The 18,800-nt window shown below is 72.5% G+C and carries 16 protein-coding genes; 10 read left to right on the top strand and 6 right to left on the bottom strand.

Annotated features, from left to right (window positions below; translation table 11 throughout):
* The first annotated feature begins 141 nt into the window (after nucleotides 1-141).
* The 6 genes from ABEB00_RS24680 to ABEB00_RS24705 all read left to right on the top strand — a co-directional run bounded on the left by ABEB00_RS24680 (nucleotide 142) and on the right by ABEB00_RS24705 (nucleotide 8,245).
* Entirely contained in the window at nucleotides 142-2,133 is a 1,992-nt protein-coding gene (locus ABEB00_RS24680) for a polysaccharide lyase family protein (RefSeq protein ID WP_345622350.1), read from the top strand.
* Between the two features lie 52 nt (nucleotides 2,134-2,185).
* On the top strand, nucleotides 2,186-3,271 hold the full coding sequence (locus ABEB00_RS24685; RefSeq protein WP_345622351.1) for a family 43 glycosylhydrolase: 1,086 nt from the start codon (nucleotides 2,186-2,188) through the stop codon (nucleotides 3,269-3,271).
* Nucleotides 3,272-3,997: 726 nt separating this feature from the next.
* Nucleotides 3,998-4,252 carry a hypothetical protein gene (locus tag ABEB00_RS24690; protein WP_345622352.1) on the top strand — a complete coding sequence of 85 codons (255 nt, stop codon included), beginning with the start codon at nucleotides 3,998-4,000 and terminating at the stop codon, nucleotides 4,250-4,252.
* Between the two features lie 206 nt (nucleotides 4,253-4,458).
* Nucleotides 4,459-5,805 carry an MFS transporter gene (locus ABEB00_RS24695; RefSeq protein WP_345622354.1) on the top strand — a complete coding sequence of 449 codons (1,347 nt, stop codon included), beginning with the start codon at nucleotides 4,459-4,461 and terminating at the stop codon, nucleotides 5,803-5,805.
* Nucleotides 5,806-5,853: 48 nt separating this feature from the next.
* Complete coding sequence (locus tag ABEB00_RS24700; protein WP_345622355.1) at nucleotides 5,854-6,921, top strand: zinc-dependent alcohol dehydrogenase family protein; 1,068 nt, start codon at nucleotides 5,854-5,856, stop codon at nucleotides 6,919-6,921.
* Nucleotides 6,922-6,967: 46 nt separating this feature from the next.
* A complete protein-coding gene (locus tag ABEB00_RS24705; protein WP_345622357.1) occupies nucleotides 6,968-8,245 on the top strand; it encodes a DUF4380 domain-containing protein in 1,278 nt (425 codons plus the stop codon).
* Between the two features lie 10 nt (nucleotides 8,246-8,255).
* Here ABEB00_RS24705 and ABEB00_RS24710 read toward each other — a convergent pair whose 3' ends face one another.
* The 6 genes from ABEB00_RS24710 to ABEB00_RS24735 all read right to left on the bottom strand — a co-directional run bounded on the left by ABEB00_RS24710 (nucleotide 8,256) and on the right by ABEB00_RS24735 (nucleotide 13,116).
* On the bottom strand, nucleotides 8,256-8,405 hold the full coding sequence (locus ABEB00_RS24710; RefSeq protein WP_345622358.1) for a hypothetical protein: 150 nt from the start codon (nucleotides 8,403-8,405) through the stop codon (nucleotides 8,256-8,258).
* Between the two features lie 74 nt (nucleotides 8,406-8,479).
* Nucleotides 8,480-9,463 carry a sugar kinase gene (locus ABEB00_RS24715; RefSeq protein ID WP_345622359.1) on the bottom strand — a complete coding sequence of 328 codons (984 nt, stop codon included), beginning with the start codon at nucleotides 9,461-9,463 and terminating at the stop codon, nucleotides 8,480-8,482.
* Entirely contained in the window at nucleotides 9,460-10,134 is a 675-nt protein-coding gene (locus ABEB00_RS24720; protein WP_345622360.1) for a bifunctional 4-hydroxy-2-oxoglutarate aldolase/2-dehydro-3-deoxy-phosphogluconate aldolase, read from the bottom strand. The genes ABEB00_RS24715 and ABEB00_RS24720 overlap by 4 nt, the downstream gene beginning before the upstream one ends.
* A gap of 49 nt (nucleotides 10,135-10,183) precedes the next feature.
* The gene (gene dgoD / locus ABEB00_RS24725) at nucleotides 10,184-11,329 is read right to left on the bottom strand and encodes a galactonate dehydratase (RefSeq protein WP_345622361.1); all 1,146 of its coding nucleotides are present in this window, start codon (nucleotides 11,327-11,329) and stop codon (nucleotides 10,184-10,186) included.
* A 96-nt stretch (nucleotides 11,330-11,425) separates the two neighbouring features.
* Nucleotides 11,426-12,211, bottom strand: coding sequence for an SDR family NAD(P)-dependent oxidoreductase (locus ABEB00_RS24730; protein WP_345622362.1), 786 nt, complete (start codon nucleotides 12,209-12,211; stop codon nucleotides 11,426-11,428).
* A 161-nt stretch (nucleotides 12,212-12,372) separates the two neighbouring features.
* Nucleotides 12,373-13,116: a FadR/GntR family transcriptional regulator gene (locus ABEB00_RS24735; RefSeq protein WP_345622364.1), complete on the bottom strand. Its 744-nt coding sequence runs from the start codon at nucleotides 13,114-13,116 to the stop codon at nucleotides 12,373-12,375.
* Between the two features lie 180 nt (nucleotides 13,117-13,296).
* Between ABEB00_RS24735 and ABEB00_RS24740 the strand changes: the two genes are divergently transcribed.
* The 4 genes from ABEB00_RS24740 to ABEB00_RS24755 are packed head-to-tail and all read left to right on the top strand — an operon-like array spanning nucleotide 13,297 to nucleotide 18,776.
* Complete coding sequence (locus ABEB00_RS24740) at nucleotides 13,297-15,672, top strand: beta-galactosidase (protein ID WP_345622365.1); 2,376 nt, start codon at nucleotides 13,297-13,299, stop codon at nucleotides 15,670-15,672.
* The gene (locus ABEB00_RS24745; RefSeq protein ID WP_345622367.1) at nucleotides 15,665-16,993 is read left to right on the top strand and encodes an ABC transporter substrate-binding protein; all 1,329 of its coding nucleotides are present in this window, start codon (nucleotides 15,665-15,667) and stop codon (nucleotides 16,991-16,993) included. Before ABEB00_RS24740 ends, ABEB00_RS24745 begins: the two co-directional genes overlap by 8 nt.
* Nucleotides 16,990-17,949 (top strand): carbohydrate ABC transporter permease, encoded by a 960-nt coding sequence (locus tag ABEB00_RS24750; protein WP_345622368.1) that lies wholly within the window; start codon nucleotides 16,990-16,992, stop codon nucleotides 17,947-17,949. The genes ABEB00_RS24745 and ABEB00_RS24750 overlap by 4 nt, the downstream gene beginning before the upstream one ends.
* Complete coding sequence (locus tag ABEB00_RS24755; RefSeq protein WP_345622369.1) at nucleotides 17,946-18,776, top strand: carbohydrate ABC transporter permease; 831 nt, start codon at nucleotides 17,946-17,948, stop codon at nucleotides 18,774-18,776. Before ABEB00_RS24750 ends, ABEB00_RS24755 begins: the two co-directional genes overlap by 4 nt.
* The last annotated feature ends 24 nt before the right edge of the window (nucleotides 18,777-18,800 follow it).

Genomic DNA, 18,800 nt, shown 5'->3' on the forward strand with positions numbered 1-18,800 from the left:
CGGTCCACCACCACCCCCGGCACACCCGTACCCGTGCGTGCGCGCGCCCCTGGGTCACCGCCCGGCTCCAGGGCCGGAGCACCCGCGGCCCCACTGACACCTCTCTCCCAGGCGACAACGAAGTTCGAAGGGAAACCCACCATGCCCACCCCCCTCGCCCGACGCAGTGCCCTCGGTCTCCTCGGCGCGGCGGCCGGCGCAGCCGCCCTCCCCCTCTCCGCGCCGGTGGCGTCCGCCGCGACCTCGCCGGCCGCCACCGCCCCCGCGGTGACCCTCGTCGACAACGGCAGCACCGTCACCCTCGCCAACGGCATCATCCAGTTCACCGTCGTCAAGGCGAGCGCCAAGATCACCGACCTGCGGCTGCTCGCCAGCAGCCACGGCAACGGCGACACCAACCTGCTCTCCGGCCGCAGCGGCAACGGCTACACGACGATCAACTACTCCGGGGCGAGCGTCGCCGTCGGCCTGAAGAACGCCACCTTCACCGTCGTCACCGAGACCGCCGACCGGGTCGAGATCTCCCTGCTCGACAACGACCCGGCGCTGCTCGGCTTCTACCTCGACATCCGCCTGGTCCTGGAGCGCGGCCGGTCCGGCCTGTACAACTACTGGATCGTCAAGTATCCCGAGACCATGCCCGACGGCCTCTCGCTCGGGCAGTTGCGGTACGCCTACTCCGCCGACGACCCGGCCTTCCGCTGGTTCGTCGTCGACGACGCCCGCGGGGTCCAGCGCCGCCCGACGGCGGAGGAACTGGCCGCCGGAGTCACCCTCCAGGACTCCGTCTACGCCCTGCCCGACGGCACCATTTACTCCAAGTACCAGAACAAGACCAACCTCGAAGGCGACAGTCACGTCTTCCTGATGTCCAACGGCCGGGTGGGTCTCTCCCTCATCCAGGCCGACAAGGACTGGTTCGGCGGGCCGACCCGGCAGGAGCTGACCACCCACGACTACTACAGCGGCATGATCCTGCTGTGGCACCCGGTGTCGAGCCACTACGGCATCGACGTCCAGCCGCCCAAGGGCTGGGAGAAGGTCTACGGCCCCTCCTACCTGCACGTCGGCGAGGTCGCCGCCGGCGACGAGGAGACCAACGTCGCCGCCCTGTGGCAGGACGCCAAGCAGGAGGCCGCACGGGAGCGGCAGTCCTGGCCGTACCAGTGGCTCACCGACCCGGCCTACGCCGCCACCACCCGCTCCACCGTCAGCGGGAGGCTCGTCGTCTCCGGCCGGGGCGCCGCCGACAACGGCTGGGCCCTGCTCTACCAGCCCGAACCCGACCGCGAGTTCCAGACCGCCACCCTCGACGGCGACGACTGGCAGCACAACGGGAACGGCTACGTCTACTCCGCGAAGATCGGCGCGGACGGCCGCTTCACCCTCCCCGCCGTGCGTCCCGGCACCTACACCCTCGCCGCCTTCTGCGCGGGCGTCCTCGGCGAGTACCGCCGCCCCGGCATCAAGGTGCCGGCCGCCTCGAAGGTCGGCACCGGCACCCATGTCTGGTCCCCGGTCAGCCACGGCACCACGCTCTGGCAGATCGGCACCCCCGACCGCTCCGCCCAGGAGTTCCACATCTCCGGCGGCCCCACCGGCTACAGCGACACCCTGACCTGGCTGGAGTATCCGTACGACTTCCCCGAGGGCGTCGACTTCAAGGTGGGCACCGACGATCCCGCCACCGACTTCAGCTACTTCCACCCGGCCGTCAGGACCCCGGGCACACCCGCCCAACTGGCCTGGCGCGGCACCACGGCCGACCACACCCTGGAGACCTGGAAGATCCGCTTCGACTCCAACGGCTACCGCCGCGGCACCGGCTACCTCGACATCCATCTGGCCGGTTCCACCTTCGGCACCCTCGCCGTCGGCCTCAACGGCACCGGGATCGCCTCCCTGGACCCGGTGCCGGGCGTGAACCGGGACGCCTCCAGCTACCGGCTGGCCGTGCGCGCCATGCACCGCCGGCTGAAGACCATCGCCTTCCCCGCCAACCTCATCCAGCGCGGCGAGAACGTCCTCACCCTCGCCCCCGCCGCCCCGGCGAAGGCACCGACGTCCGACAACTGGATGCAGCCCATGGCCGGTGTGCTGTACGACACCATCCGCCTCCAGGTGCACCGCTGACTTCCGCGGGGGGAGCGGCAGTTCATGACCGACACATCCAAGGAGCAAGGGAATGTACGACTCCATCCGTCCGGGCCAGACCTGGCTGGACACCAACGGCAACCGCATCCACGCCCACGCGGGCTCCCTGCTCCATGAGGACGGCACCTACTACTGGTACGGGGAGAACAAGGAACGCACCAAGCCGGGCAGCGGCATCTGGACGTGGGGGATCCGCTGCTACTCCTCCACCGACCTCTACAACTGGACGGACCTCGGGCTCATCATCCCCCCGGTCCTCGACGACCCGACCTCGCCCCTGCACCCGTCGCAGCTCATCGACCGCCCGCACATCGTCCGCAACCCCCGCACCGGCAAGTACGTCTGCTGGCTCAAGATCATGGGCGCGGGCGAGGAACAGCTCTGCACCGTCCTCACCGCCGACTCGCTGACCGGACCCTACGAGATCGTCCGCACCGGCTTCAGCCCGCTGGGCATGTACGCCGGGGACTTCGACCTCGTGGTCGACCCCGTCGACGGCAAGGGCTACTACTACTTCGAACGCGTCCACAGCGAGTTGATCTGCGCCGACCTCACCGCCGACTTCACCGACGTCACCGGCTACTACTCCACCCACTTCCCCCGCCGTCACCCTCCCCTGGTCCGCGAGGCACCCGCCCACTTCCGGCGCGACGGCAAGCACTACCTGATCACCTCCGGCACGACCTGGTACTACCCCAATCCCTCGGAGGTGGCCGTGGCGGACACCTACCACGGCCCCTTCACCGTGCTCGGCGATCCTCATCCGCCGACCGCGACCCGTACCTCGTTCCGGTCCCAGATCACCTCGGTCTTCCAGCACCCGACGCAACCGGATCTCTACATAGCGCTCGCGGACCGGTGGCTGCCGCGTCTGTCGGAGGAGGAGTCGGACCACCACGACGCGTTCCACGCGCACTACTCCGCCAAGGCCGCCGGCCTGCGCCCCGAGCCCATGCCCCTGCCGGACGCGGACACCTCGATCGCCGACTACGTCTGGCTGCCCATCCGCTTCGACGGGGACACGCCGGTGATCGAGTGGCATGACGAATGGCGGATCGAGGACGTCACCACCCACCGCCCCGCCGAGGCGGACGCCGCCGTCGCGGTCCCTCGCTGAGACGCGCCGCCCATCCGACGACGCGGCGCTCGCCGGCCTGCCCGTCCCCCGGGCGGCCATCCCACCGGCGCCGCACACGGCCCGACGGGCCCGGCCTTCCTCCCCGGCCGGGCCCGTCGTCGTGCGTGGGTGCCTCGCCGCCGCCCCCCGGTCGGCGACGGCGAGCGCAGCGGGTGGTGAGGGGACGGATGACCGCACGGCGAGACCGTCCAGGTCGTTCCCTTCTTGACGACTTCCGCCTGGTAGCCACCGGTACCGCACTCCTGCGTCTGGGTGACGGCCGGAGATGCTTCGGTCTCGGTGCCGAAGGCGTTGCTCTGCACCACCACGGCGGTGCCCGCGACGAGCGCCGACGCGGTGACGCCCGCCGCCGTGAGGGTGACGGTCCTGCGCCGGTTCCGGTGCCGGTTCGAGCCGTGCCGCATCGATCAGGTTCCCTGCAGTCGGGGAGTGGGGGTGGGACGGGGCCCGTCCTGGACGTCTGCGGCACCATCAACGCGACCGGCGCCGTCGCCACCGACACCGCGCCCGTCTACTCCCGGGGCACCACCGACGTCGAAGTGCAGCACGTGAAGATCACCGGTGCGCCGATGTACGGGATGTTCTTCCGCAGCGTCGACAACCTCACCCTGGGGCAGATCGACATGCGCCTCAGCGGCGGCCTGGGCATCCGGATCGACAGCGGCGGCAGCGCCACCCCGGCGACCAACACCCGCATCGACCAGCGTGGACATCGCGGACACCGGCAACAACGCCATCCTGGTGGAAGACTGCCACAACGTCACCATCGGCAAGGAGGGCGGCACCGTGGAAGGCGCGGGCGGCATCCGCATCGCGGCCAGGGAGGAGTTCGCCAACACCAGCGACATCACCCTGGAGAACCTGACCGTGACCGACTCCTCCCTCAACGAGAGCCCGTGCGGGGAGGGCACCGTCATCGAGAACCTCAAGCTGCTGAACACGACGAAGAAGACCTGCTGACCGCGGGAAAGACCTGGAGGTGGTCGGTGGGCCGCGGGCCCGGTCCATGGACCGGGCCCGCGGCGTTTGTCCGGGCATCCGTCCGCCCCACCCCCTCACTGTGATCCTCGACACCGTTGTAGGCATCGATTAATTCATATTTAATGGCTGCGCTTGCCACTTCCAGCCACATCCCCGGCCTGCCCGGGCCCCAGGAAGGAACTCCGATGAGCACAGCCCCCGGCGCGCCGACGGTGTCGCGCGGCGCGCTGCCCCGGGTCGAGCGCATGGGCATCCCCCGGCCCCTGATGTGGGGATACGTCGCGGTCCTGATCTTCATGATCGGCGACGGCGTCGAGTCCAACTATCTCGAGCCCTATCTGCGCGACAACGGCTTCACCTCCTCCGGCGCGGGCCTCGTCATCAGCGTCTACGGTGCCTTCGTCGCGATCGGCTCCTGGCTCTCCGGCGCCCTGTCGAACGTGTGGGGGCCGCGCCGCGTGATGCGGATCGGCGCGGTGCTCTGGATCGTCTTCGAGGTCCTGTTCCTCACGGTGGCCCTCCCCAGCGGGAACCAGGCGCTCGTGTACGTCTTCTACGGGCTGCGCGGCATCGCCTATCCCCTGTTCGCCTACGCGTTCCTGCTGTGGATCCAGCTCACCGCCCGCAAGGAGCTGCGCGGGTCCGCCGCCGGCTGGTTCTGGTTCGCCTACAGCGCGGGTCTGCCCACCATCGGCTCCGCCATCGCCGCCGTCAGCATCCCGCTGCTCGGCGCCTACGCCACCTTCTGGCTCTCGCTGGCGCTGGTCACGGTGGGCGCGGCCATAGGTTCGTTCGCCGTGAAGGAGGCCCGCGGCACCCGGCCGATGGTGGACACCACCGCCCCGGACTTCTCCTTCCGGGCGGAACTGCTGCGCGGCGTCAGCGTGCTCAAGCGCCATCCGCGCATCGGGATCGCGGCGGTGGTCCGCATGATCAACACGACGCCGTACTTCGGGTTCTTCGTGTTCCTGCCGTCGTTCTTCACCGACGACATCGGCATCAGCGAGTCGAAGTATCTGGCACTGGTCACGTTCATGGGTGTCATCGGCATCCTCGCCGACCCGTTCTTCGGCCGGCTCAGCGACCGCTTCGGCTGGCGCGACACCATCGCCTGGGCCGGCGGCGTCGGCTGCGCGCTCGGTGTCGCCCTCGTCTACTGGATCCCCCAGCTCGCGCCGGGCAACTACGCCATCGCCCTGCTGGCCACGGTCGTCTACGGCATCATGCTCGCCGGATACATCCCCCTGTCCGCGCTGCTGCCGTCGCTGGTGCCCGAGGAGGACAAGGGCAACGCCATGGGCATCTACAGTCTCGCCGCCGGTCTCTCCACCTTCGTCGGTCCGCTGACGTACGCGCTGGTCGACCCGCTCGTGGGACACACCGGCGTCGTCATCGTCTACATCGGCATGTACCTGGCCGGCGCCCTGCTCACCTGGCGCTGCCTGGACGTGCCCGAGGACCCGGGTACGCGGCACACCGGCGGTGCCGTACCGGCGGCGCCCTCCGCGTCCAAGGACCTCCTGTCGTCCTGAACGCCGGCACCCCCCCCGCACGCAGTACCCGAGGCAACGAGGAACAGCATGAGCACAGCAACCACCCCCACCACCATGACCGGCGCCTTCCTGCCCGGTGACGGCACCGTGGACCTGCGGGAGACACCACGGCCCCGCGCGGGCCACGGACAGGTCGTCCTGCGCACCCGCGCCTCCGGGATCTGCGGCAGCGACATCCACTACATCTACAACGGCCACATCGGCGAGGGCGGCGCCCGCTACGACAACGTGGTGGCCGGCCACGAACCGGCCGGCGAGGTGGTCGAGGTCGGCCCCGGCTGCGAGCGGCTCAAGCCCGGCGACCGGGTGGCCGTCTACCACATCTCCGGCTGCGGCCAGTGCGACGAGTGCGCGCGCGGTTACTTCATCGGCTGTACGTCCGCCTCCCGCGCCGCCTACGGATGGCAGCGCGACGGCGGCCACGCCCCCTACCTCCTCGCCGACGAGAACACCTGCGTCCCGCTCCCCGAGCCGCTCACCTACGTCGACGGCGCGTTCATCGCCTGCGGCATCGGCACGGTGTACGAGGCGCTCACCAGGATCGCGCTGAGCGGCGCGGACCGTCTGCTGGTGACCGGGCTCGGTCCGGTCGGCGGCGCCGCCGCCCTGGTCGCGCGCGCCCTCGGGGTGACGACCGTGTACGGCGCCGAGGTCGTCCCCGAGCGCATGGAGTGGGCCCGCTCGCTCGGCCTCTTCGACGAGGTCCTCGACTCCGCCGCCGAGCCGCTGGAGCGGATCCGGGAACTGACCGGCTCCACCGGCGTCGAGGCCGCGGTCGACTGCTCCGGACACCCCGCGGCCCGCTCCCTCGCCCTGAAGTCCCTGCGGGTGCGCGGCCGGCTCGCACTCGTCGGCGAGGGCGGACAGATGACCCTGGACGTCTCGGACGACGTCCTGCACAAGCAGGTGCTGATCTCCGGCTCCTGGGTCACCTCCGTCCAGGGCATGACCCGGCTGGCCGAACTGCTCGCCCGGCAGGGACTGCACCCCGAGCGGCTGGTCAGCGACCGCTTCCCGCTCACCGAGGCGGCTCGCGCCTACGAGGCCGCGGCCGGCCGCGCCGCCGGCAAGGTCTGCCTCGTCTTCGAGGACTGAGCACGCCGCGTCCGAGTACTGAGCACGCCGGAACAGGAGTACGTCTGTGAACAGCACACCCGCGCCCGCACACCGCACGGACGGAGGCCGGGTGCGTGCCGTCCGCCGGGCCCGCGCCGGACACGAGGTGGTGGAGGTCGGCAACGGGCTGATCCGGCTGGTGATCGCCCCCGCCCTGGGCGGCCGCGTCCTGTCGGCGGTCCGCGACGGGCGGGAGTTCCTGCACCGGGACCCCGGCCTCCTGGACGACGAGCTGAACGCCCGGGACCCGCACACCGTGGGCCCGCACGACGGACCGATGTCCGCCTGGCACAACTGGGGCGGCGACAAGACCTGGCCGGCCCCGCAGGGCTGGTCGGGGTCCCGGGAGTGGGCGGGGCCCCCGGACCCGGTACTGGACTCGGGGGCGTACGCCTGCACCGTGGAGGCGGCGGGCGACGGCTCACGCGTGGACCTCACCCTCACCAGCGGCGACGACCCCCGTACCGGACTCCGCCTGACCCGCCGGATCGGCCTCGTGGCCGGCCGGTGCGACTTCACGCTGCGGCTGGCCGCGACCAACGTCTCCACGCGGCGCGTGCGCTGGGCGCTGTGGAACGTCACGCAGTTGCCGGGCCACCCTCCCCGGCGGCCCGGCGAAGGGGTGTGGCTGGCCACGGCCGGATCGGGCGCGCCGCAGACCGTGGACCTGGTCGCGGGCACCGGACGGCCCCGCGTCGAACGCCGCGGCGACGTCCTGCACGTACCCGCCCAGGACGTCGTCGGCAAGGTCGGTTTCCCCGACGCGGCCGGCTGGATCGCCCATGTGGGCCCGGCCGGGACCTGGACCTACCGCTTCCCGGTCGACCCCACCGCCCCCTACACCGACGGCGGTTCACGGGCCGAGGTGTGGCTGGAGCACCCGCTGGACGCGCCGCTGGAGCACCTCGGCGGCCTGCGGCCACGTCACCGGGTCGTGGAGTGCGAGGCGCTCGGCCCCTACGAGGAGCTGGCCCCCGGGGAGACGACCCGACTGGACGGGACCGTGTCGCTCGGACCGTACCTCGGGGCGGTGACCGCGGTGGGCGAGCACGCCTGGTGGAGCGCGCCGCTCGCCCACGCGGGAGGGGCGGTGACCGGTACGTGTGTGCCGGCGGGACGGGGCCCCGTCGAGGTGCTGCTTCGGGACGCGGGGGGCCGTGTGCTCCGGTCGCGCGGCCTCGGCACCCGCGAGGCGGGCGTACCGCTGGTCCTGGACCACCGGCTGCCGGACGAGCCGGACGCCGTGCTCCTGGAGGTGCGCCGCGGGCGGCACCTGCTGGGTTCGGTCCCGGTGACCCGGTGACGCGGCGCGGTCAGGCGGCCGTCGTACGGTAGGCGGCCGTCGGCAGCCCGGGAACGCGGACCCGGGCCCGGAAGACGGCGCCGAGCCCGGAGTCGACCCAGCGGATGCCCTCGCCCAGCTCCAGGCGGTCCGGGTGGTCCAGGGGAGTCATGGTGGTCATGGTGCGGCGCTCCGGGCGGGGTCGAGGGCGGGTTCCACGGCCGGTCGGCGGTGGGCCGGCCGTGGACGGGCGGGTCAGCGGATCGTGCTGCCCGGCGCGGTGGCGAGCAGGTGCAGTTCGTCGCGGCGGGGCAAGCCCTCCCAGTCGCCGTCCGAGGCGACCGCGAAGGCTCCGAGGGTGTTGGCGCGGGCGAGCCGTCCGTCCGGGGCCAGACCGTCGAGCAGGCCGGAGAGATACCCGGCGCAGAACGCGTCACCGGCGCCGACCGTGTCCCGTACGGGCACCTGGAGGGCGGGCAGCGCGTGCCGGGTGCCGTCCCGGTCGCGGAAGGCGGCTCCCTCTCCCCCGCGCTTGACCACCACTTCGCGCACCCCGGCGTCCAGCAGCGCGGCGACGGCCCGTTCCTCGCCCCCGGGCCGCTCGGCGAGGGCATGGGCCACCACGGGGAGTTCGTCGTCGGAGGCGATGAGGACGGTGACGTGCGGCAGCAGCGGGAGCAGTGCCGCGCCCGCCTCCTCGGCCGACCAGAGCCGCTGCCGGTGGTTGACGTCCAGCGCGACGGTCCAGCCGCGGGCGTGGGCGTGGGCGGCGGCCTCGCGCACCGCCGCCAGCGGACCGGGGCCGAGGGCGCAGGTGATGCCGGTCAGGTGCAGGATCCGGGCGCCGTCGCCGAGGGCGGGCGCGAGGGCGTCGGGGGTGAGCAGGGAGGCGGCGGAGTGGCGGCGCCAGTAGTGGACGCGCATCAGGTCGGCGACGCGCCGCTCGCGGAGCATGCCGCCGGTGGGGGCGGTGGGGTGCGTGCCGGCCCGTGCGGTGTCCACGCCCTCGCCGCGCAGGGTGCGCAGGACCAGCCGGCCGGGTTCGTCGTCGCCGACCAGGCCCGCCCAGGCGGCCCGGTGGCCGAGCCGGGACAGGCCGACGGCGACGTTGGACTCGGCGCCGGCGATCGTGGTCCGGGCCGGTGCCCCGACAGCCAGGGGGCCGGGCAGTTGGGTGGCGAGCATGGTCTCGCCGAAGGTCAGCACGTCGACGGGCACGGAGCCGGGCGCGGTGCTCACGCCCGCGCCTCGGTGTCGCGGGCGCAGAGCGCGACGAAGCGGCGGGCGCGTGCGCGCAGGGCGTCCAGGTCCCCGCCGTGCGCGGCGTCGCCGACCAGCGGCGAGCCGACGCCGACCGCGACCGCGCCGTGGGCGAGGTACTGCTCGGCGCTGGTGAGGTCCACGCCGCCGACCGGTACGAAGGGCAGGTCGGGGAAGGGGTTGCGGAGCGCCTTGAGATAGGCGGGTCCGCCGATCGAGGCGGGGAAGAGTTTGACGGCGTCGGCTCCCGCGCGGTGGGCGGCGACGGCCTCGGTCGGGGTGAGGGCGCCGGCCAGGACCGGCAGTCCGGCCCGGACCGAGGCGGCGACGGACTCGCTGAGCGCGGGGGTCACGATCCAGCTCGCCCCGGCCTCGCGTACGCGGGCGACGTCGTCCTCGGTCAGCACGGTGCCGGCTCCGACGGCGGTGGTGGGGGCCGCCTCGGCGGTGGCCCGGCGTATGACGCCGAGGGCGTCGGTGGTGTTGAGGGAGACTTCGACCAGCGCGACGCCTTCCTCGGCGAGGGTGAGGACCGTGCGCAGGGCGGCGTCGGGGTCCGTGCCGCGCACGATGGCGGCGAGGCGGGTGCGGCGGAGCACGGTCGCGAAGGCGTCGTTCTTCGCACGGGCCGGGGGGTTCACGTCGGTCATGTCATTCACGTCCAGGGGGTGGGGGCGGGGAGCGGGCCGGCGGACGCGGTCACCATTCGGCGAAGGAGCCGTCGGTGTGGCGCCACAGCGGGTTGCGCCAGTCGGCGACGGTGTTGTCGGCGGCGCGGACCGCCTTCTCGTCCACCTCGACGCCGAGGCCGGGGGCGGCCGTCCGGAGCAGATGGCCGTCGTGGAAGCGCAGGGGCACGGTGTCGACCAGGTAGTCCAGCGGTCCGGCGCCGACGTTGTAGTGGATGCCTATGCTCTGCTCCTGGATGAGGAAGTTCGGGGTGCTGAAGGCGATCTGGAGGCTGGCGGCGAGCGAGACGGGGCCCAGCGGGCAGTGCGGTGCGAGGAGCACGTCGAAGGTCTCGGCCAGCGCGGCGATCCGGCGGACCTCGGAGATGCCGCCCGCGTGGGACAGGTCGGGCTGGACGACGGCCACGCCCGCCGTGAGGGCGGGGAGCACCTCGGCGCGCGAGTAGAGCCGCTCCCCCGTGGCCAGCGGCACCGGCGATCGGGCCACCAGGTCGCCGAGCCGGTGGGTGTACTCGGGGAGCACGGGCTCCTCGACGAAGAGCGGGTTGTACGGGGCGAGGTACGGGAGCACCTTGGCGGCGTTGGCGGCCGTGAACCGGCCGTGGAAGTCGACGGCGAAGTCCCGGTCGGCACCGAGCGCCTCGCGGGCGGCGGCGGCCCGGGAGACGACCTCGTCGATGTCCCGGGTGGTCGCCAGCCGGTTCATCCGCCCGGAGGCGTTCATCTTGACCGCGGTGAAACCGGCCTCCGTCTGCTCCGTCACGGCCTCGGCGATCTGGGTGGGCTCGTCGCCGCCGACCCAGGTGTAGGCCCGGACGCGGTCGCGGACCGGGCCGCCGAGGAGCTGGTGGACGGGTGCGCCGTAGACCTTGCCCGCGATGTCCCACAGGGCCTGGTCGAGTCCGGCGACCGCGCTGGAGAGGACCGGTCCGCCGCGGTAGAAGGAACCCTTGGTCATGGTCTGCCAGTGGTCCTCGATGCGCAGCGGGTCCTGTCCGAGGAGGAGTTCGGACAGCTCGTGCACGGCCGTGCGGACGGTGGCGGCGCGGCCCTCGACCACCGGTTCCCCCCAGCCGACGACACCGTCGTCCGTCTCGATCCGGCACAGCAGCCAGCGGGGCGGCACCGCGAAGGTCTCGACACGGGTGATCTTCATGCTTCTCCTTGGGACGGCCGGTGTCCCGGTGCCGGGCGGGCTGCGCACCGGACGCGGGTGCCCCCGACGGGTGAGGCGGGCGCGGGTCGGGCGGGTTCAGGCGGAGGTCTTGTACGCGCTCCAGCCGCCGTCGACGACCAGTGAGGCGCCGGTGACGAAGGAGGCGTCGTCGCTCAGCAGGAAGGCGGTCGCGCCGGCGATCTCCTCCGGGCGGCCGAGCCGCCCCGCCACGGTCTGTTCCGCGCTGGCCCGCCGGTCCTCCTCTGCGATGCCGTCCCAGGCGCGGGTGAGCACGGGGCCCGGCAGCAGCGCGTTGACGCGGATTTCGGGACCGTACTCGACCGCCAACTGGCGTGCCAGGCCGGTGAGTCCGGCTTTGGCGGAGGCGTAGGCGGGGCGGCCGGGCAGTCCGACCAGGGCGTGCACGGAGGAGATCAGCACGGCGCTGCCGCGGGTGGCGCGCAGGTCGTCCAGGCAGCCGCGGAAGCCGAGGAAGGCGCCGGTGAGGGTGACGCCGAGCTGCTGGTTCCACTGGTCGAGGGTCGTGTCGTGGGCGGGGGCGACGCGCACGGCGTAGGCGTTGGACACCAGAGCGGAGACGGGGCCGTACGCGCCGCGCGCGGTCTCCAGCGCCGAGGCCCAGGACTCTTCGTCACTGACGTCGGTGTGGTGGAAGAGGGCTTCCCCGCCGGTTTCCCGCAGGGCGCGGGCGGTGCGTTCGCCCTCGGTCGTGTCGATGTCCGCGACGACGACGCGGGCCCCCTCGTCCGCGAGGCGCCGCGCGACGGCGGCACCGATCCCGCCGGCGGCTCCCGTGACCAGGGCGACCCGTCCGGCGAAACGGCGTCCCGGGACGGGCGGTTGCGGATCTGTGGACGGCATGAGGCGGCTCCGGGGCGGCTGCGCGGTCGGGAGGCGAAGGGCCGGTGGCGCCGCGAGGAGCACCACCGGAATTATTAAATATGAATTAATGCGGATGTGCCAAGAGGCACCGCCTGAGGCGCCGCTCACAGTCGGACCCCCGGCGGGGATCGTCCGGACGCTCAGCCGGCCGTTCGCCGGGGGGAGCGGGCCGGCGAGGGGTCGTCGGCGGCCGCGCCGAGCCGGTCGAGGTCGCGGGCGGCCTTCGCCAGCAGGTCGAGCATGGCGAGTTCGGCGCGGGCGGCGTCGCCGTCGCGCACGGCGTCGAGGACCGCGCGGTGACTGGGTACGGGATCGTCGACCGAGGCGTGGGAGTGGACCAGGCGATCGCGTTCGCGCAGCCCCGGCGTCAGCAGCAGGTCCATGCGGGCGAGCATCTCGTTGCCGGTGGCCGCGAGCAGTGCCCGATGGAAGGCGGCGTCGGCGTCGGCCGCGTCGGCCGACGCCGACCGCGCCCGCCCCATGGCCGCCAGTGCCGCTTCCAGCGCGTCGAGATCGGCGTCGCTCCGGTGCAGCGCGGCGCGGTGCGCGGCGGCGGGCTCGACGATCGACCGGACGTCGGCCAGATCGCGCATGAGCTGCTCCCCGGCGCCGCCCTCCACGCGCCAGCGGATGACGTCCGCGTCGAGCAGGTTCCAGTACCTGCGCTCCCGGACGAAGGTGCCGCGCTTCTGCCGTGCGTCGATCAGGCCCTTGCCGGCCAGCACCTTGAGGGACTCACGCATGACGGTGAGGCTGACGTCGAGTTCCTCCCCGAGGGCCCGCACGTCCAGGATGTCCCCCTCGGACATGCCGCCGCCGACGATGCGCGCACCGAGCGACTGGACCACTTGCCCATGGACACCCCGGGCACTGTAGGCCGCCATGTCGCCATCTCCTCGCGTCCGGGCGCACCCAGGGGTGCGCGCACCAGGGCGCCACCGGCGCGCAACGGTCGGCACCCATCATAGCGCCCACCATTAAATATGAATACATCTTGACACCCCTCAGGGCCGCCCTGACGATGAACCCACTTCACCGAGCCGCCGACACGGGAGCCGCCCGTCATGTTGCTGTTGCGTGCCCAGAAGCCCTCCCCGCCCCTGGCGGGCCATCTGCCGATGGGCGGTCCCGAGGGGACGCCCGGGGCCGTGTCGGTGAACAGCCGTCATGTGAGCAGGGACGGGAAGCCCTGGATACCCGTCATGGGAGAGTTCCACTTCAGCCGCTACCCGGCCGGCGAATGGCGCGAGGAGTTGCTGAAGATCCGCGCCGGCGGAATCGACGTCGTGGCCACCTACCTCTTCTGGAACCAGCACGAGGAACAGCGGGGCGTCCTGCGCTTCGACGGGGACCTCGATGTGCGGCGCTTCGTGGCACTCTGCGCCGAACTCGGCCTCTTGGTGGCGGTGCGGATCGGTCCGTGGTCCCACGGCGAGTGCCGAGGCGGCGGCTTCCCCGACTGGCTGGAGGAGGCGGGATGCGTCCCCCGGACCGACGATCCCGCCTACCTCGCACTGGTCGGGCCGTACTACGCCCGCATCGCCCGGGAACTGCGCGGGCTCTCCCACGGCGAGGGCGGCCCGATCGTCGCCGTCCAGGTGGAGAACGAACTGTACGACCAGCCCGCCCACCTCGCGACCCTGCGCCGTACGGCGGAGGGCGCCGGCCTGCGGGCACCCCTGTGGACCGCCACCGGCTGGGGCGCCGCCGACATCCCCGAGGACGTCCTGCTGCCGCTGTACGGCGGCTACCCGGAGGCGTTCTGGGAGGACGCGCACGAGGGCTGGGCCCGGGACATGCGCCGTCACTACTTCTTCACCCCGATCCGCGACGACCACGCCATCGGCGCCGACCTCAGGTCCCACGCCCCCACCGGCACCGGCCCCGACGACCGCCGCTACCCGTACGCCACCTGCGAGGTGGGCGGCGGCATGGCCATCGCCTACCACCGCAGGCCGCTGGTGCCCGCCGCCGACCTCACGTCGCTGGCGCTGGCCAAGCTGGGCAGCGGCTCGGTGTGGCAGGGCTACTACCTGTACCACGGCTGTTCCCAGCGCCTGGACCACGCGGTGCCCAACCAGGAGTCCCACGACACCGGTTACCCCAACGACCTCCCGGCGGTCACCTACGACTTCCAGGCGCCGCTCGGCGAGTACGGCCAGGTGCGCCCCTCCTTCCACGGGCTGCGCCTGCAGCACCTGTTCCTGCGCGACTCGGGCGCGGACCTGGCCCGCATGCCGCTCGTGCTGCCGGAGACGGAGCCCGCGGGGCTCGACGACCGCACCACCCTGCGCTGGGCCGTCCGCTCCGACGGTGACCGCGGCTTCCTCTTCGTCAACAACCACCAGCCGCACGAGCCGCTCCCCCGGCACGACCGGGTCCGCTTCCGGGTGCGGCTGGACGACGGCCGTACCGTCACCCTGCCCGAGCAGCCGGTGACCGTGCCGTCCGGAGCCCACTTCGTGTGGCCGATCGGCCACGACCTCGGCCGCGGGATCGTCCTCGACTGGGCCTCGGCCCAGCCCGTCACCCGGCTCGACGTGGACGGCGTCCCGACGACCGTGCTGGCCGCGACCGCCGGTATCCCCGTGACGTTCTCCCTGCCGGCCGCAGTGGGCGTGGAAGGCCCGGCCCAAGTGGACCGCGGGCCGGACCGGACGCTGGTGTCCGTCCCGGCGCCCGGCACGGACGCCGCGCTCACCCTGCGGACACCCGCCGGCCGCGTACGGCTGCTCGTCCTCGACGAGGAGCAGGCGCGGGCCGTCGACAAGGTCCGGATCTGGGGCGAGGACCGTCTGGTCCTCAGCCGTCGGCTCGTCGTCGCCGACGGGGCCGAACTCCACGTGCACACCACGGAACCCCACACCTGCCTCGCCCTGTTGCCGGCACCGCACGGCCTGACGGGGGACGGCGTGGGCGGCCCGCGGCCCGACGGTGTCTTCACCCGGTGGACCCTGCGCACCGACCGCGAGCTGCCGGAGCCGGTGGTGACCTGCTCACGGGCCGAGGCCGCCGTCCCGCCCGCGCGGACGGGCGGTTCCCAGGGCCGCGCCTCGGCACCCCGCGACGAGGACTTCGACGCCGCGGCCGGGTACCGGGTCGCCGTGCCCCCCGAGGCCCTGTCGGGCGAGGGCGAGGTGCTGCTGCGACTGGCCTACACCGGTGACGTGGCCAGGGCGTACGTCGGTGGACGGCTCGTCGCCGACCACTTCTGGTACGGGCCGGACTGGGAGATCGGTCTGCGCCGCCTGGGCGAGGAGGCCGTCGAGCACGGGGTCGAGATCCGGATCCTGCCCCTGGCGCGTGACAGCAAGGTGTACGTCGACGCCTCCGTCCGCGACGGCCTCGCGGCGGCTCATGACACCGCCGTCCTCCACACGGCCCGGCTGGTCCCCGTGCACCGTTTCGCCGTACGCGCGGGAGCAGCCGGCCATGCCTGACCTCGCCCGCAGGGCGCTCCTGCGCGGAGCCGGCGGAGCGGCGGCCGGACTGCTCACGGCGCCGGCCCTGTCCGCGTGCGGCACCTCCTCGGCACCGCCCGTGACCTCCGGACGCGTGGCCGTCAGCCTCTGGACACACGACCCCGGCTACGTCACGACGTACCGGACGGCGGTCGAGGACGCCTCGCTGATGCGGGGCTCCCGCTTCGACTACCGCATGCGGATCACCAGCGCGGCGCCGCCCGACATCGTCACCCGGATGATGACGCAGGCGGTCGCCGACGGGAACACGCCGGACCTCGCGGGCATCGTCCTCGACCAGTACCCCCGGGTGATGGGCTCCGGCATCGCCCGGAACCTGTTCGTGGACCTGTCCGAGACCGTCCGGCCGTTCGGCGACCGCCTCCTCAAACTCGCCCCTTACACGGTCGACGGCGTCCCCTACGGCCTGGACTCCGACAACTCCGTCACCGTCCTCTACTACCGGCACGACCTCTTCGACACGTACGGCATCCCCGAGGACACCGGCACCTGGGAGGAACTGGCCGAGCACGGCGAGCGCCTGCACACCGACCGCGGGATCAGCCTGGGCATGGTCTCCACCGGCGACAACGCCGCCATCGTCAACGGCTTCCTGCAACTCCTGCTCCAGCGGGGCGGCGGCTTCTTCGACGCCTCCGGCGAACTGACCCTGGACTCACCCGAAGCCGTGGAAGTACTGGAGTTCATGGCCCGCGGGGTGCGCTCCGGTGTCCTGCTGGCCCTGCCCGACCCGTACGGCAGCGCGTGTGCCGCCGCGCTCAAGTCGGGCCGGCTCGCGGCCACCGCCATGCCCAACTGGTACAACGCCTACGGCCTCCAGGCCAACGTGCCCGAGCAGACGGGCAGGTGGCGGATGCGGACCCTGCCGCGCTTCGCGGGCGGCGGGCACCTCGCCTCGACCCTCGGCGGCACCGCTTTCACCGTCCTCAAGGACAAGCCGCACACCGACGCCGCGCTCGAACTGCTCCGCCGCGTCTACCTCACCCGCGAGGGCCAGATCCTGCGCTACAGGTCGGGCGGCTTCCTGCCGACGCTGAAGGCGCTGTACGAGGACCCCGAACTGCTCGGCACCGAGGACGAGTACCTCGGTGGCCAGCGGGTCTTCAACGTCTACCGCCGCGCCGCCGCCGACCTGCCCCTCCTCCACCAGGCACCCGGCACGCAGATCCTCTCCGACGTCCTCGGAGGGCCGGTCCTGGACGCCCTGAAGGGCCGCACCTCGCCCGCCGCCGCGCTCAAAGCCGGCCTGACCGCCTACCGGCAGCAGGTGAAACGATGACCGTCCCCGCCACCACCAGGTCCCGGGCACTCCCCCGCGCCGGGCAGGACCGTACCGGGCCGGCCCGCCGCACTTGGTGGTCCCGCAACCAACGGGACCTCGCGCCATACGTGTTCATCTCGCCGTTCTACGTCCTCTACGGCGTCTTCCTGCTCGTCCCGCTCCTCATCGGCCTGTACCTCAGCGGCACCGAGTGGGCCGGACTCGGCACTCCCCGCTGGGTCGGGCTGCGCAACTACCGCGACCTGCTCGGGGACCGCGGCTTCTGGACCTCGGTCGGCAACACCGGCTTCTACGTCGTCTTCACGCTGTGCGTCGTGGTCCCGGCGGCCCTGCTCATCGCCCAGGCGCTGAACACCCGCGGCCTGCGCGGCCGGGACCTGTTCCGGCTGACGTACTTCATGCCCGTGGTCATCTCCCCCATCGTCATCACCCTTGTCTTCGGGCTCTTCTTCGACAACGAGTTCGGGCTGGTCAACGCCGTCGGACAGGCCCTGTTCGGCTTCGGTGGCATCGACTGGCTCACCACACCCGGCTGGGCCCGGATCTCCGTCGCCGTCCTCGTCCTGTGGCGCTGGACCGGCTACCTCACCGTCTTCTTCCTCGCGGGCCTGCAGAACGTCCCCCGGGAGCTGTACGAGGCAGCCGCCCTCGACGGCGCGGGGCCGGTGCGCCGGTTCTGGAACGTCACCCTGCCCGCGCTGCGGCCGGTGACGGCGTTCGTCGCCGTGACCGTCCTGGTCAGCACGGCGCAGATCTTCGACGAGCCGTACCTGCTCACCCAGGGCGGCCCCGGCGAATCCACCCTCTCCGTCGCCATGTTCATCTTCCGGGCCGGATTCCAGCGCCAGCAGCTCGGCTACGCGGCGGCCGCCGGCGTCCTCCTCTTCCTCGCCGTGTTCCTCCTCGGACAGCTCGCGATGCGGGCCCTGGGCGTAGGAAGGAACGACCGATGACCACCGCCTCCCGCTTCTCCCGTGTGCCGCTGTACGCCTTCCTGATCGCACTGCTGCTGGTCTTCGCCCTGCCGCTGCTGTGGGCGCTGTCCTCCTCCTTCAAGAGCCGCGGCGACATCTTCGGCTATCCGCCACGGCCGCTGCCCTCCCCCGCCACCCTGGACAACTACCGCGGCCTGCTCGACGGCCAGCCCTTCTGGAGCTGGCTGCTGATCAGCACCGTGGTGGCGATCCTGTCCACCGCGGCCGCCGTGGGGCTGTGCTCCCTGGCGGGGTTCGCCTTCGCCAAGTACCGCTTCCGCGGCAAGAACGTGCTCTTCAACATCATGTTCAGCTCGCTCGCGGTACCGTTCGCCGTGATCGTCGTGCCCCTGTTCGTCATGGTCGCCAAGGCACACCTGACCACGCCCTACTTCGCCTTGGTCGTGCCGTGGGTGGCTCCGGCGTTCGGCATCTTCATGATGCGGCAGTTCACCGAGCAGTCCGTCCCGGACGCCCTGCTGGACGCCGCGCGGGTCGACGGCTGCACCGAGTTCGGGCTGTTCCGCCGGGTCGTACTGCCGCTGCTGCGGCCGGCACTCGGCGCGCTGGGCGTGTGGTCCTTCCTCAACAGCTACAACAGCCTCATCTGGCCCCTCATCGTCGTCAGCGACCCCGGGGACTACACCCTGCCCCTCGGGATCCAGGCCCTCTTCGGCGCGACCGGCCGCCAGTACGACCTGGTACTCGCCGGGGCCGTCCTCGCGGCCGTACCGAGCCTGCTCGTCTTCTTCCTGCTGCGCAGACAACTCCTCGAAGGGCTCACCGCGGGCGCCGTGAAGAGCTGACGGTCGTCCTCGCCCGCCCCGCCC

The organism is Streptomyces ziwulingensis (assembly GCF_039542605.1).
Classification (GTDB): Bacteria; Actinomycetota; Actinomycetes; order Streptomycetales; family Streptomycetaceae; genus Streptomyces; species Streptomyces ziwulingensis.